This is a genomic window from candidate division KSB1 bacterium, assembly GCA_024655945.1.
Taxonomy (GTDB): domain Bacteria; phylum Zhuqueibacterota; class Zhuqueibacteria; order JANLFK01; family Oleimicrobiaceae; genus Oleimicrobium.
The window spans coordinates 58,824-72,661 of record JANLFK010000012.1; the positions used below are offsets into that span (position 1 = coordinate 58,824).

Sequence of the window (13,838 nt, forward strand, 5' to 3'; positions counted from 1 at the left end):
CTAAAGGGCCTATCTCTACGAGTCCGCCTGAGGCAGCAGCGAGGCACAGAAGGCACTCATGTCTACATTGCCTCCCGAGAGGATAATGCCAACCCTCTTGCCTGCCACCTTGGCGCTCCCGGAAAGCGCCGCGGCCAAGGCAACTGCCCCTGAGGGCTCCACCACCAGCTTCATCCTCTCGAAGAGCAAGCGCATGGCCTGCACAATTTCCTCCTCGCTGACCAGCACGATGTCGTCCACCAACTCGCGAATGATGGGAAAGGTCTTATCCCCCAGGTTCGCACGCAGGCCGTCGGCGATGGTGGCAGGATGCTGATTCGTGACGATGCGCCCTTCCCGTAGCGATCGGAAGGCATCATCGGCATTGCGCGGTTCGCAGCCCAGGACCTGCACCTGCCGCCGCAAGCCTCTCGCCGCGAGGGCCGTGCCGCTCAGCAAACCACCCCCGCTCACCGGCGCCAGCACCATGTCCAGATGCTCGACTCCCTCCAGGAGCTCCAGCGCTGCCGTCCCCTGACCGGCGATGATGCGGTGGTCGTTGTAGGGATGAATGAGGGTTGCACCTGTTTCTGCAATGATGCGGGCTGCAGCCTCCTGGCGCGCCTCCATGCTGGGCGAGCAGAAGGTAATGCGGCCACCGTAGGCCTTGACTGCCGCCACCTTGACCGTGGGCGCATTCTCCGGCATGACGATGTGCGCGACGATTCCCCTGAGACTGGCGGCCAGGGCCAGTGCTGCCGCATGATTTCCGGAGGAATGGGTCACCACGCCAGGAGAAGCCTCCTCGGCCCCCAAGGCCAGCACCGCGTTGGTGGCACCGCGAATCTTGAACGAGCCACTGCGCTGCAGGTTTTCGCACTTGAAAAACAGCTCGGCACCCACCAGTTTGTCTAAGCTGCGGCTCCTGACCACCGGGGTGCGATGGATGTGAGGCGCAATCCGCGCGTGCGCCTCTCTGATATCTGCAAGGGAAGGTCGTTCGCTCACCTTGTCGCTCCGCGCTTGTGCGTTGAGGGCCTCACCACGCGTACGCCTCGGGCGCTGGGCCACCGGGACCCGGCCAGATCTCGTCTAACTGGGCGAGGTCTGCGGCGGAAAGTTCAATCTCCAAGGCACGCATGGCAGAGGCCAGCTGGTCCACGGTTCTCGGCCCGATGATGGGCGAGGTCACGGCCGGGTTGTGCAGCAACCAGGCCAACGCCACGGCAGCAGGCGGTTCCCCACGCTGAGCGCAAAAGGCCTCGTACCTCTCCACCCGCACCCTGTACTTGCCCAGCGCCTTCTTGATATCGTCCTTGGCGCGGCGCCCCTCCACCGATTCGTTGAGAACGCCGGCTAACAGCCCCCCAGCCAGCGGACTCCACGGAAGGAGGCCTACGCCTAAGGCGCGACACATGGGGATCATCTCCAACTCGATGGCGCGCACCGTCAAGTTGTACTTGCTCTGCTCAGAAACGATGCCGAACAGATGGCGCTGCGCGGCCACGGCGTTCGCGTACACGATGTGCCAGGCGGCAAAGTTGCTGCTCCCCACGTACAGGACCTTGCCGGCCTGAAGGAGCTGTTCCATGGCCTGCCATATCTCCTCCCACGGCGTCTCCGGGTCGACGTGGTGCATCTGATAGAGGTCAATGCGGTCGGTGCGCAGCCGTCGCAGGCTATCCTCACAGGCGCGGCAGATGTGGTAGGCAGAAAGGCGGCCGTCGTTCGGGCCTTCCCCCATCTTGCCAAAGACCTTGGTGGCGAGCACTATCTGGTCGCGGCGACCAGGGCGCTGCGCGCACCACGAACCAATCATCTGCTCCGTGACACCCTCGCCAAGTTTCCACCCGTACACGTTGGCCGTGTCGAAGAAGTTTATCCCCAGCTCAAAAGCCTTGTCCATGATGGCAAAGCTCTCGCGCTCGTGGGCGTACGGCCCAAAGTTCATGGTGCCAAGGCAAATCCTGCTGACCTTCAGTCCACTGCGACCCAGCTTGACGTACTCCATAACCCTCCTCCTCTTGTTTCGCTGACCGGTCTGCGCATAGATTAGGAAATTCGTGGGTAAAAGTCAAGAACAAAACGCTTGCATCTCTGCCACAAAATGTATAGTTTGCCTTGAGCAAGCGGTGCCGAGACCCTACAACCCAGGAGGACGATGCGATGAACGCTCCGCGCCGAGCCAAGCCATTGGCGCACAGGTCAGCTCGACATCTTCAGACGCACCTGCGGGCCACCGTTGCCGCCGTGCTGCTCGTGCTCTCCATGGGATGCGGCCCGCAGCACGGTCCACGGCATGCCCCACTGGTGCAGGCGGAGCGTGCCTCCCACTGGCACGAAGGCATCGACTGGAGAGATGAAGTGACTTACTTTCTGCTCATCGACCGCTTCTGCGACGGGGACACGAGCAATAACCGCGGTCGCGTCCTGGCCAGCCACCGCCTATGGGATGGCGATCCAACACACCTTGCCTGGCTCAAGACTTACCAAGGGGGCGACCTGCAAGGGGTGATCAACAAGCTCGACTATCTTCAGCAACTGGGTGTGACCGCCATATGGCTGTCACCCGTATACGACAACAGCGACTCGTCTTTCATGGGCTGGTGGGCTTACCACGGCTACCAGCCCGTCGACTTCTTTTCCGTGGAGGAGCATTTTGGCACGCTGGAGCTCTTGCGCGAGCTGGTCAACAAGGCACACCGCCGAGGGATGAAGGTCATCTTGGACATTGTCTGCAATCACGTCGCGCCCGACCACCCCTGGGTCGCCAATCCGGATAACTGGCAGCGACGCGGCTTCCGGCATTGGTTCCATCCCCACAGCGGCAAGGACGCCTCCACCAGCATCAACGACTGGCAGGACCAGGCGCAATTGGAGACGCGCGAGTTGCACGGCATGCCGGACCTTGCCCAAGAGAATCCCCACGTGTACGAGTTTCTCCTGGACATGTCCAAGTACTGGATCGAGCAGACCGACTGCGACGGCTTTCGCCTGGATGCGGTGAAGCATGCGCCAAAGGCCTTCTGGCGCAAATACTGCGACGACATCCATCGCTTTGCGGGGCCCGACTTTTTGCTCTTAGGCGAGGTTTTCGAGGGCAGCGTCGATTACCTTGCGGAATACGCGGACCTGGGGTTCAACGCCCTGTTCGACATTCCCCTCTACTACACCCTCAACCGCGTCTTTGCTCAGGGCGCCTCTGTGGGCCTCCTAAGCTCCCACGTGCGGACCAACCAGGCACGATCCGGGAAGATGCTGCTCTCTCCGCTCATCGATAATCACGACGTTGCCCGCTTCAGCCATTGGGCAGGGGACGATGCCAAGCGGAAGCTTTCCCTGGCCCTCACCTTTCTTCTGACCCACGAGGGCCTGCCCATGCTCTACTACGGCACCGAGGTGGCCTTGGAAGGGGCGGCGCCGGTCAACCCCTCCACCGGCGAGAGCCAGGACTACTTGAATCGTCTGATGATGCCGTGGGAACGAGTCACAGGAAGGGACGCGGATCTGGTGGCGCACTGCCGCCGGCTACTGCAGTTGCGCCGCGCCTCTCTTGCCCTGCGGCAAGGTGTGACCGTGGACCTGTACGTGGACCATGGCGTGTACTGCTACCTGCGCGCCCTCCCCGAGGAGGAGGCAATGGTGGTGCTGAACACCTCGAGCTACGAAGAAGTCAGGTCCATTCCTTTAGCAGGCACTCTTTTTTCCGGACACCGGGAGTTGGTGGACGAGCTCTCGGGCCGGAGCTGGCCGGTGAGCGACGACTCCCTCCGTCTCACGATGGCGCCGCGCAGCTCGTACCTCTTTCGCGCTGTTGCCCCTGCCGGCAGAGCCGCACCAGTTCACCTGCTCCCGCACTGCCCGTTCACCGAACGTTTGACCAAGGACTTTCGAGCCGTGCGCTTTTCCTGCCGAACAGCGAGCCCCGCAAGATCCGTGGCAGTGGCTGGCGACTTTAACGGGTGGAATCCCGTTGCTCACCCTATGGAAGCCGAGGACAGTTCTCGGACTGCGTGGAGCCTGGTCATGCCCTTGCGCGAGGGGCGCTACCGGTACAAGTTCGTGATTGACGGCTCCGTGTGGATCCACGATCCGGCTGCCCAGTCCCAGGAGCTGGACCCCTACGGCGGGCTGAATTCCGTGGTGGTCGTGCGGTAGGCGCGCTACTGCAGGTAAATAACCGACTTGATGATGCCCGGCTCGTAGGCGGCAGCGGCGGCGAAGGCGCCGGCCGCTTCGCCAAGGGGGTACTCATGAGTGACCAAGGCGAGGTCGTGGAGCTGCCCGGCGAGCAACGCTATCGCTTCGGGCAGGCAAGCGTTCTGCCGCCGCACATTCATGATGCTGAAGTCCTTGCGGCGGAGAAGGTTGATGTCAAAGCTCACCTTGTTGGTGCGGGGAATGCCAACGATGGCCAGCTTGCCGCCCGGCGCCAGCAGCCGAAGGGCCTGGTCAAGAGCCGCTTGTTCACCGCAGCATTCGGCCGCCACTTCCACGCCTCCCGGCACCGCTCCCAGAATTTCTCTGACCACGTCCGTGGCTGGGCTTCCCGTCCATTCGGCACCCAGGCGCATGGCAGCCTCGCACCGCCACTGCAAGGGGTCTGTGACGCAGATGCTTCTCACGCCTTTGACCGAGGCCACGGCCAAGAGACAAAGGCCAATGGCGCCCGCACCCAGGATGGCCATCGTGTGCGGGGGATTGCCACCCAGCAGGCGGAGGGTATGCAGGGCAATGGCAAGGGGCTCTGCCAACACGCCCTGGCGCAGGTTCACCTGAGGTGGGAGCGGATAACAGCAGCTCTCCGGCATCACCAGGTACTCGGCCATGCAGCCGGGAGGGCCTCCCGGACTTCCCAGAAAGCGCAGCGCCCGACAGGTGTTGGCCCGCCCGGCGCGGCACTGGTCGCAACTACCGCAGACCAAGGCGGGGTCCAGCACGACGTTCTGTCCGGGTCGCAGTCTGCGCACCCCGTCGCTCACCTCCACCACCTCCGCCGTACCCTCACGGCCCACAATCATCGGGAAATGCACCTTCTGGTCGCCGATTCGGCCATCCCGATAATAGTGGAGGTCCGAGCCACAGATGCCGCCGTAGGCCATGCGCAAGAGCACCTGGCCAGGCTCGCGGAGCCACGGCCGAGGAACGCTGCCCACTTCCACGGTGCGCTGCCCCGTCAAGAGCACCGCGTGCATGTGGGGTGCGTCTGGTAGCGGCAAAGGGGATGAACTCTTACCACGCGCGTTCATAGGCCTCCGCCAGCCAAGCTGCGCCGAAGCGGTTCACGAGCCTGTGTTCGCCGACCGACCGGGTTCGACCGCAGCGCATAGCGCCATCCGCTGCAATCGCGTGTCAGCCTCCCGCCCTCGTCTTGTCCTCTTTCAGGAGCACATCCCGAATCTCGCCAGGGTGTTGTGCAACCGCCCAGCGCCAGCGGCCGAAGCCGCCGTGGCCATTGACCCCCTGCACCCACTCGTCGAGATAGCGGTGTTTGACGCGGTCCTTCTCATCCTCTTCGCCTTTGGTTTCCAGGATGAGCATTGCGCCATTGGCCAGCCGCACGAGGAAGTCGGGGCGATATTTGTGCTTCACGCCCTGGTAGGGATAGGCAATCTCAAGGCCGCGATGGTCATTCTTGGCCCAGGCGGCAACGGCGTCGCTGGTGTCCAGGATAAAGGCGTCGGAGGCCTCCCAGGTGCTGTCATAGGCACAGACGTTGATGTGCGATTTGTTCGTGCGCGCGCAGGGCTTGCCGGTGTACCAGGCCCTCATATCGCCCGTTGAGCGAATGGAATAGTCGCGGTCAAAGACCCGTGTAAGTAGTTCTGTGTTCTCTTTCCGCACCGCCTGCCGCCACGCTTTGACTTGCGACAAACCTGATTCACCAAAGGCACAGCAGTGACCTTTGCCGCCCTATTCTGCCTGGGGAACCGTTTCGAACAGCAAGCGCCGCAGATCAACGTCCGGTGCTCGTTTGGACAGGTACAACATCTCGATGCCGACCACGCGGTCCTGCTCGTCGTAATCCACAAGAACACCGGGCGAGACTTCGTCGGTGCGGCTCGCAGGTCTATCGCTCAGGCTCAAGTAGAGCGCATCAGCCTGTTGGTCCACCTTAATCTTCATGGGATAGTCCTCCTGCGGTCAAAGAATACGGTCACGACCAGGGGCGGTGTTCTCTTGCCATTGATGATCACGCGCAAAACCCGGTTGCCATGCTCAGGAATCCGGGCCAGCCGGTGTTCCAAGTTTGGGTCCTCGCGATCAGCCTCGATTGCTTCTGGCGATCCCAACGCCCTTTCCATCCAGGCGAGCGGAATCTGCCGCTTTCTCAAGACGTCCTGGGCGTGTTCCGTCAGCACATAGTCCATCATCCGGCCCCGTTCAAGTCGAGAGTCTTCAAGCTTTCAATCCCTCGGTCGTCCACCATCTTGACGGTGACGCGCCGGTGCTCGCCCGGCTCAAACGGCAGCGAGACCGTGCTGCGGTAGGCCTCGATCCGCTCCTCGTCGATCTCGGCCCTAAGATTACGTGCAAGTCTTGCCCAGCCTTCGTCCTCGCCGGCCCAAACCAGTTGCGGGTCAGGGTGCGGGTCGTAGGCGTAGGTCTTCTTTTGCTGGCCGGCGTCGGGGTCGGTGTCCGGCGTCACCAGCCCCACGGGCGGATTGTTGACACGCTGCTTGTCCCGATGCTCGTAGGACGCAACCTGCCTGCGCCGCGATTCCTCGCGTCCCGGCAGAGAGGTCGGGCGCTCGGTTTGGTTGGCTCCTGTACTCTTCTTTCTTGCCATCAAACCCCTCCTCCCGATGTTAGCTCCGCCTCCTCCTGGAGGCTAACTCATGATGGGAGGCCAATACAAACACCCCGGAGCTGCACCCTATGAGCGTGCGCTTGGCCATGCCCATCCCTTTAGAGAAACATTACCCGGCAGATGAACACGGCGGCAATCACGCCTGCGGCGTCCGCCACCAGCCCCACTGGCACCGCATACCGCGTCTTGGTCACTTGCACACACCCAAAGTACACCGCCACGACGTAAAAGGTCGTCTCACTGCATCCGTAGATGGTCGAGGCTAACCTGCCGATGAAAGAGTCCACTCCGTGCGTGTTGATGAGCTCGGTGATGATGCCCAATGTGCCGCTGCCGGACAGAGGTCGCATGAGAGCTGCCGGAAGTACCTCGGCCGGCATGCCGATGAGGTTGGTCACCGGCGCCAGCAGCCGGACAAAGACGTCCAGCGCCCCCGACGCCCGCAGCATGCCGATGGCCACAAGGATGCCCACCAGGTAGGGGATGATCTTGACGGCGACCTCAAAGCCCTCCTTGGCACCGCTAATGAAGGTTTCGTAGACCTTGACCTTTTTCACGAAGGCGAGCACCGGAATGATAAACAGAAGCACGGGAATTGCCCACTGGGAAAGAAGGAGCAGTGCGTTCTTGAAAAACCCCGGGGGCAGGAGGGCAAGCCCGGCGCTGAGCAGGCCCAGCCCGCCCAGAATGGCCAAGGTCACGACCACCAGCGCAAAGAGGGCGATCCCCTTAGCATGCTGCCGGAGGCTGGCGACGAACTGCCCCACGCCTCCTTCCATGCTCTGCACGACTTTGGTAACCGTGACGGCAGTGATGCAGGCGAAGGTGGAGGAAAAGACCGTGCTGCCGATGATGTCCCAGGGATTAGCGGCGCCGGTCTTGGCCCGCACGGCAATCATGGTGGCGGGAATCAACGAGATGCTGCCCGTGTTCAGGGCTAAGAACATGATCATGGCATTGGTGGCGGTGTCCTTCTTCGGGTTGAGCGTCTGCAAGTGCTCCATGGCCTTGAGGCCCAGGGGCGTGGCTGCATTGCTCAGCCCGAGCCAGTTGGCAGCAAGGTTGAGCACCATCGCCCCCATGGCGGGATGGTCAGGCGGCACATCCGGAAAAAGGCGCGTGCTGATCGGGCGGATGGCCCGGGCGAGCATGCGCACCACCCCTGCCTCCTCCGCAAGCTTCATGATGCCGAGCCACAACGCCATGATGCCGATCAGGCCCAAAGCGATGTCGACCCCGGTGTTGGCCATCTCAAAGGCCTTTTGCGTGACGGCCTCGATCTTGCCAGTGACCGCACCCACCACCAGAGCGATGACCACTAACGCCAGCCAGATGTAGTTGAGCATCCCAGTCCTCCTCTTGCCGAGCTCCAAGGACCGCCCTTCGTACTCGCTCTCAGGGAACCGCCAGTTCAGAGCCGTGAGAGACCCCGCGCCTTTCATACATGGATAAAAGGTAAGTTTTTTTCGGACAAGTGCAAGCCTTTTTTGCGCGGCCCAGGCAATTATGACTTGACTTAAACGGCCCTTTGTGTTATCTTTGGGCACCTCGGACACCGGAGGGCAGCCGAAGCCGAGTTCCCTGCAGGCTGTTCTATCCACTTGTCGTGCCAGAACAGAGAATGGAGGTGCACCGTGGGAAGCGTGAAGGACTTGAAGGTTGTGGCCCCACCGAAGGAGCGCCAACCTGGAACGGGGATCTTTGTCTTTTCCGACCGCTATTCAGTGTTCGACTGGGGGGAGATGCCGGACCACATTGCGCACAAGGGCGAGGCCCTGTGTCTGATCGGTGCCTATTTCTTCGAAAAGGCCGAGGCAATGGGAATGGCCACCCACTATCGGGGCCTGGTGCAGAATGGGCGCACGTTTCGTCTGGCCGAGCTGTCCGCTCCCGCGAAGGCCATGGAGGTGGCCCTCCTCAACGTCGTCCAGCCAACGCTCACGGGCAATGTCTACGACTATTCCGCGTACGGCCCCCACCTGTGCAATATCCTCCTCCCTCTTGAGGTCATCTTTCGCAATACTCTCCCGCCGGGGTCGAGCGTCTTCAAGCGACTGCAGCAGGGCAGCCTCACCCTGGCTGAGCTCGGCTTGACTCACCCACCGCAGCCGGGGCAGGTCCTGGACGCGCCCATTCTCGATGTGTCCACCAAGCTGGAAAGAACCGACCGCTACCTCTCCTGGGCCGAGGCACAACGAATAGCGGGGCTGAGCGACCAGGAGCTTGCGGAGCTGCGCACCGCCGCCTCGCGCCTAGACGAAATGATCACTGCCGAAGCACAACGCATGGGACTGGTGCACGAGGATGGCAAGGTGGAATTCGGTCTTGATGACCAGCGCCGCCTCATAGTGGTGGACGTGATCGGCACCCCTGACGAATGCCGCTTCACCATGGACGGCGTGCCGGTGAGCAAGGAAGTAGCGCGCGTCTTCTACAGGAAAACCGCCTGGTTTGAAGAGGTGGATGCGGCAAAGAAGCACGATCCCATTGGCTGGGAGGCGGCAGTCCACGCGGACCCTCCGCCACTTCCTCCACGTTTGGCTGAGCTCATCTCCTTCGTCTACCAGGGCTTCTGCAGCGAGTTGACCGGGCGCCGGTGGTTCGACTGCCCGCCGCTGGCGAAGACCGTGGCGGAGATTCGCAGCATGCTTGGCTAGGGAATTTCCGCGGAAGCGATTTGCTTTTTCTATCGGGGAAATTGCAACACCGAGAGGCCTAAGCTGGCCGCCTTTGGCCGGAGGCAGTGGGGGGAAAGAGTCCTTTCCTTCGGAAGGCGAGGGAGCTAAGTATGTCCCCGCGATGTACCCATGCCGGGCCAAACGGTCGTCGCTTACCAGCCGCAGCGACATTCCCCGTTTCGATCTACCTGCCGCTGGCTATGCCGAGTCCCGCGGCCGTCCCCTTTCCCCAGCCCACAGGCAGCACCATTCTCTCCGCAGGGACGAGCAGCGACGAGATCTTTCGCTCTGCCGACAATGGGGCCAGCTGGTCGGAGGCCAGCACCGGCATGACCGACAGCGTCTACCGTTTCCTTGCCACCTTGGACACAAGGAACTTTGCCGCGGCCTTCGGGAGCGGCGTATTCGCCTCACCCATCAGTGGTACCGCCTGCCGGCAAGTCAACAACGGCTTAGCAAACCACGGTGTGAAAGGGCTGGCTGGCTCCCACCGGCGGGAACCCTTTTGCGGGAACCTTGGTCGGCGACGCTCGTCGCTCCAGCGACAGGTGCGCCAGACGCACAAAGTACCAAGCTTCCTCCGGCTTTTGGCTGCAGCAGAGCCTGGCGACCCCCTCCCCCTCCATGACGAGAATCACCCCCCGCTCATACGTTTCCCTCAAGATCCTGAATGCCTGCGCCGCTTCGTGTGGGAAGGCGAGGGCCTGCCCCTGGCCCCATTGCCGTTAGATGTGCGCCTGGGCATTCTGCGAGACCAGGAGGTCGCAGGCACGCATCAAGAAGGCTGATAACCTGCTCAATTTTTCTCCACTTCCCGCTTGACTTTTGCATGCGCTAACGGTATATTAGTCGCGAGGGGAGGTGCGGAGTGGGAATGATGTGGTACTGCTGTCTCACCATCATAACAGGAGGGCGTCATGAAATGGGCGAATGCGTTGCGGGCCACCGTTACGGTGGCGATGTTCCTCCTCCCCGCGCTGCTTCTTGCTCAGGTAAACTTTGGCGGTTACACCTTCCAGTCCTGGGCAGCATTTGCAGACGAAGCTGCTGAAGTAGGCTCTCCCCCACCCGGCGCCGGGTTGCTCCCGCATGGCACCACCAGCATCAATACCGCGCTCACCGACATCAACCTCAACACCTGGGTGGTGGCGGGCGGCAGTGCCGGCATGGCCGATGTCCGTTTCACCGACAACGTCATCGTCAACGAAGACGGCGCCGACTTTGTGGTGTTCGAGGCCGATATGGCCGAGACCTACCGGGTCGCGGTAAGCCGGGACGGCACCACGAACAACCTCACCGCCTTCCGCCAGTACAAGGGCACCCAGGCCATTGACTTGAGCGACTTTGGCATCGCGGCCGGCGCTAAGGTCTGCCTCCTCCGCATTCAGCCAAACCCGTTCTCGCCTGGCAGTGGCGGGGCCGAATTGAGCGCCGATATCCAAGACATCGGCGCGCTGCACTCAGGCGCTGCATCGACCTACGGCAAGTTCGACTTCAATGACGGCACGGTGCAAGGCTGGACGCTGGATGGCGCATGGGACGAAACCGGCAGCACGCGCTACTCCTCCAACTTCTTCGACGGGTGGCAGGACGCGGTGAGCTTCCCGAACCCACCAGGGCTCGACCCGATGGGCGACCAGCGTGGTTCGCTACGACTGGCCACGTTGGCAGGCCATGGCATCACCAATCCTGGGGCAAACTGGTGGATCATGAAGCTGCTGTCGCCTGACCTAGCCGGCTCTCCCACCTGGCAGGAGGCTACTGGCTTTTCCGTGGAGATTGCCGAATGCATGGCCAACTTCGGCCAGGCCTATGCCAATCTCTGGGTCATCGTGTACGACCACGACCAGGCGCGGACAAGAGCGTTCTACAGCGGCACCGCGCAGGCGCTGACCCACGACGTCTATGGTGACGGCAACGCCGTCTGGAATCACCGGGAGTTCGACTGGTCATCCATCCCCACATTTCCCACGAACTACACCATCCAACAGGTAGCGGTGTACATCTGGGGAAGGATGAGCGGCGTGTACTACGAGGGCGGCATTTACATCGACGAAGTGACGCCGTTAGGCGGAGGCGGGCCACAACCACTGAGCGCGCCATCAAACCTTCAGGCTTATCAGACCGTTCCGCAGATCCATATCACATGGCAGGACAACTCGGACGACGAAACTGGGTTCCAGCTTGAGTACAAGGACGGTCTCGGTGCGCCGTGGGACACCTTGGCGCTGCTCGGCCCCAATGTCATCTCCTATCAGATGGATAATGTCGCAGTCGGGCACACCTATGTTTTCCGGGTTGCCGCGGTGCGGGACGGGCTCATGTCCTCCTACTCCAACCTGGATACACTCACGTACAGGTATGTGTTCGGCTTTCTCCGGGTGGACAGCCCAAACGGTGGCGAGGAGTGGCCAGTGGGCTCCACGCAGACCATTTCCTGGACCGGCTATCTCATCCCACTCTCCAACTATGCCATCGACTATTCCATCGACGGGGGGAGCCATTGGCAAAGTGTTGTGGATTTGCTGTTGCCCTGTAGTTCCTATCAGTGGACCATCCCCAACACGCCGTCCACCAACTGCATCGTAAAGGTGCGACTGACATCCCACAATATCTACGACCTCACCGACCATCCCTTCACCATTACTGCAGAGCAGGGGCCGGTTCTGGTAGTAACGCCTTCTTCACGCGACGTTCCGGCCAGGGCCGGGACGACCGGGTTTGAGGTAGACAACACCGGCGGCGGCACAATGAACTGGACGGCTACAGTGACCGAGGGGGCCGCGTGGCTGACCATCACCTCAGGCGCCAGCGGCACGAACAAGGGGACCATCGCCGTGGCTCACACCGCGAACCCATCCACCACACCACGCAGCGGCACCATCACCGTCACTGCACCCGGGGCAAGCGGCAGTCCCTGCCAGGTGACGGTCAATCAGAACGGGGCGACAGAACCTGGCGTCACGGTACGGATGGAGCCGGCCAAGAAGCAGCTCTACCTGAACCGAACCGGTACGACGGATGTGGTCATCGACGATGCCACAAACCTGGGTAGCTTCCAGTTCGAAATAGGCTACGACCCGGCCGTGGTGCAGTTGCGGGGTAGCTCCCCTGTGCAGCTCGGCTCATTCCTGGCCAGCACAGGTCGTACTGTCATCCCGGTCGGCCCGGCAATTGATACCACCGCCGGTACGATCGTATTCGGCGCCGCCACCTTTGGCACCCAGGCCGGACCGACCGGCTCCGGCGTTTTGGCTACCATCAGCTGGACGGCTGTAGGCGAGGGAACCAGCAGCCTGGACCTCAGAAACGTCCAGGTGAGCGACATCAACGGCGTGGTTATCCCGGCGAGCGAGATCGACGGCGAAATCACCGTGAAAAGAGGTTTCTGGGCGGACGTCAATAACGACAATCGCATCGACATCATCGACATTCAGCTGGTGTGCGCGCACTGGAACACCCGCGCCGGCGACCCCAACTACGACCCGCAATACGACGTGGACAACGAGGGCCAGGGCGATGGGGACATCGACATCATCGACATCCAGCTGGTGGCCTCTTGGTGGAACAGGCCGCTCCCTGGCGCCGGGCTTGCCCGTGCGGAAGTGGGGGGCTCGCCTCCGCCCGTGCGCCTGACAGTGCGCGAGGGCGACGACGCTTCCGGCCATTTCTGCGAGGTCGAAGCCGAGGGTGCCACTGACCTCGCCGGATTCCAGTTCGACCTGGTCGCCTCGCAAGCCTTGCAACTGCGCTCCTTTGAGGTCGGCAGGTTCCTGGACAGCGACAAGAATGTCGTCACTCCCCTGGGCCCACAAGTAGCTGAGGAAGGCCGACGGGTGACGGTGGGCGCGTTCAGTTACGGCTCATCTTCGGGTGCCACCGGTTCGGGCACCTTGGTGCGCATCCGGCTCGACCGGCACGAGGCGTTGCGGCTGGAGAACGTGCAGCTTGTTGATGTGCACGGCCAGCCAGTGCCGGTGTCAGCCATCACCTATGCCGTGGCACTGAGCCCCCTCATGCCTGGGGAGTTGGTCCTCCAACAGAATTACCCCAACCCCTTCAATCCGGCGACGAGCATCCGTTTCGAGCTCCCTGGCGAGCAAGGCAGGAGCCAGCCGGTGACGCTGCGGGTGTACGACGTGAAAGGACAATTGATTCGCACGCTTATCGACGGAGAGCGCACCCCAGGGGTGCACACGGTGGCGTGGGACGGATGCGATGAAGCAGGCCGCCCGCTGCCCTCTGGGCTCTACTTCTGCAAGCTCGTCGCTCTCCAGCGCACGCTGACGACGAAAATGATCCTGATGCGCTGAATCCCCCAATCTGAGGGCGGCGTCCACCGACCATCTGGACGCCGCCCTCGGCATTTG

At 62.1% G+C, this 13,838-nt stretch carries 12 protein-coding genes; 4 read left to right on the forward strand and 8 right to left on the reverse strand.

Annotated elements, in window-relative coordinates; translation table 11 throughout:
• Positions 1 to 15 precede the first annotated feature (15 nt).
• Complete coding sequence (locus NUW13_13245; protein MCR4439981.1) at positions 16 to 987, reverse strand: pyridoxal-phosphate dependent enzyme; 972 nt, start codon at positions 985 to 987, stop codon at positions 16 to 18.
• A 31-nt stretch (positions 988 to 1,018) separates the two neighbouring features.
• Positions 1,019 to 1,990, reverse strand: a complete 972-nt coding sequence (locus NUW13_13250; GenBank protein ID MCR4439982.1) for an aldo/keto reductase — start codon at positions 1,988 to 1,990, stop codon at positions 1,019 to 1,021.
• A gap of 155 nt (positions 1,991 to 2,145) precedes the next feature.
• Here NUW13_13250 and NUW13_13255 point away from each other — a divergent pair, with 155 nt between their 5' ends.
• Positions 2,146 to 4,137 carry an alpha-amylase family glycosyl hydrolase gene (locus tag NUW13_13255; GenBank protein MCR4439983.1) on the forward strand — a complete coding sequence of 664 codons (1,992 nt, stop codon included), beginning with the start codon at positions 2,146 to 2,148 and terminating at the stop codon, positions 4,135 to 4,137.
• Positions 4,138 to 4,142: 5 nt separating this feature from the next.
• Here NUW13_13255 and NUW13_13260 read toward each other — a convergent pair whose 3' ends face one another.
• The 6 genes from NUW13_13260 to NUW13_13285 form a co-directional block, all read right to left on the reverse strand.
• Positions 4,143 to 5,228, reverse strand: a complete 1,086-nt coding sequence (locus NUW13_13260) for an alcohol dehydrogenase catalytic domain-containing protein (protein MCR4439984.1) — start codon at positions 5,226 to 5,228, stop codon at positions 4,143 to 4,145.
• Positions 5,229 to 5,331: 103 nt separating this feature from the next.
• A complete protein-coding gene (locus tag NUW13_13265; protein MCR4439985.1) occupies positions 5,332 to 5,853 on the reverse strand; it encodes a hypothetical protein in 522 nt (173 codons plus the stop codon).
• A gap of 39 nt (positions 5,854 to 5,892) precedes the next feature.
• Entirely contained in the window at positions 5,893 to 6,105 is a 213-nt protein-coding gene (locus tag NUW13_13270) for a DUF2283 domain-containing protein (protein MCR4439986.1), read from the reverse strand.
• Positions 6,102 to 6,353 (reverse strand): DUF4258 domain-containing protein, encoded by a 252-nt coding sequence (locus tag NUW13_13275; GenBank protein ID MCR4439987.1) that lies wholly within the window; start codon positions 6,351 to 6,353, stop codon positions 6,102 to 6,104. The genes NUW13_13270 and NUW13_13275 overlap by 4 nt, the downstream gene beginning before the upstream one ends.
• A complete protein-coding gene (locus NUW13_13280; GenBank protein ID MCR4439988.1) occupies positions 6,350 to 6,718 on the reverse strand; it encodes a hypothetical protein in 369 nt (122 codons plus the stop codon). The genes NUW13_13275 and NUW13_13280 overlap by 4 nt, the downstream gene beginning before the upstream one ends.
• Positions 6,719 to 6,888: 170 nt before the next feature.
• Complete coding sequence (locus NUW13_13285; GenBank protein MCR4439989.1) at positions 6,889 to 8,136, reverse strand: spore maturation protein; 1,248 nt, start codon at positions 8,134 to 8,136, stop codon at positions 6,889 to 6,891.
• 288 nt (positions 8,137 to 8,424) lie between these two features.
• Here NUW13_13285 and NUW13_13290 point away from each other — a divergent pair, with 288 nt between their 5' ends.
• The 3 genes from NUW13_13290 (at position 8,425) to NUW13_13300 (ending at position 13,781) form a co-directional block, all read left to right on the forward strand.
• Positions 8,425 to 9,447, forward strand: coding sequence for a phosphoribosylaminoimidazolesuccinocarboxamide synthase (locus NUW13_13290; GenBank protein MCR4439990.1), 1,023 nt, complete (start codon positions 8,425 to 8,427; stop codon positions 9,445 to 9,447).
• 131 nt (positions 9,448 to 9,578) lie between these two features.
• Complete coding sequence (locus tag NUW13_13295; protein MCR4439991.1) at positions 9,579 to 10,256, forward strand: hypothetical protein; 678 nt, start codon at positions 9,579 to 9,581, stop codon at positions 10,254 to 10,256.
• 129 nt (positions 10,257 to 10,385) lie between these two features.
• Positions 10,386 to 13,781, forward strand: coding sequence for a cohesin domain-containing protein (locus NUW13_13300; GenBank protein ID MCR4439992.1), 3,396 nt, complete (start codon positions 10,386 to 10,388; stop codon positions 13,779 to 13,781).
• The last annotated feature ends 57 nt before the right edge of the window (positions 13,782 to 13,838 follow it).

Excerpts from the sequence above, each read along its gene's own strand:
- NUW13_13250 (MCR4439982.1), bottom strand. The coding sequence starts at position 1,990 with ATGGAGTACGTCAAGCTGGGTCGCAGTGGACTGAAGGTCAGCAGGATT.
- NUW13_13255 (MCR4439983.1), top strand. The coding sequence starts at position 2,146 with ATGAACGCTCCGCGCCGAGCCAAGCCATTGGCGCACAGGTCAGCTCGA.
- NUW13_13260 (MCR4439984.1), bottom strand. The coding sequence starts at position 5,228 with ATGAACGCGCGTGGTAAGAGTTCATCCCCTTTGCCGCTACCAGACGCA.
- NUW13_13270 (MCR4439986.1), bottom strand. The coding sequence starts at position 6,105 with ATGAAGATTAAGGTGGACCAACAGGCTGATGCGCTCTACTTGAGCCTG.
- NUW13_13275 (MCR4439987.1), bottom strand. The coding sequence starts at position 6,353 with ATGATGGACTATGTGCTGACGGAACACGCCCAGGACGTCTTGAGAAAG.
- NUW13_13285 (MCR4439989.1), bottom strand. The coding sequence starts at position 8,136 with ATGCTCAACTACATCTGGCTGGCGTTAGTGGTCATCGCTCTGGTGGTG.
- NUW13_13295 (MCR4439991.1), top strand. The coding sequence starts at position 9,579 with ATGTCCCCGCGATGTACCCATGCCGGGCCAAACGGTCGTCGCTTACCA.
- NUW13_13300 (MCR4439992.1), top strand. The coding sequence starts at position 10,386 with ATGAAATGGGCGAATGCGTTGCGGGCCACCGTTACGGTGGCGATGTTC.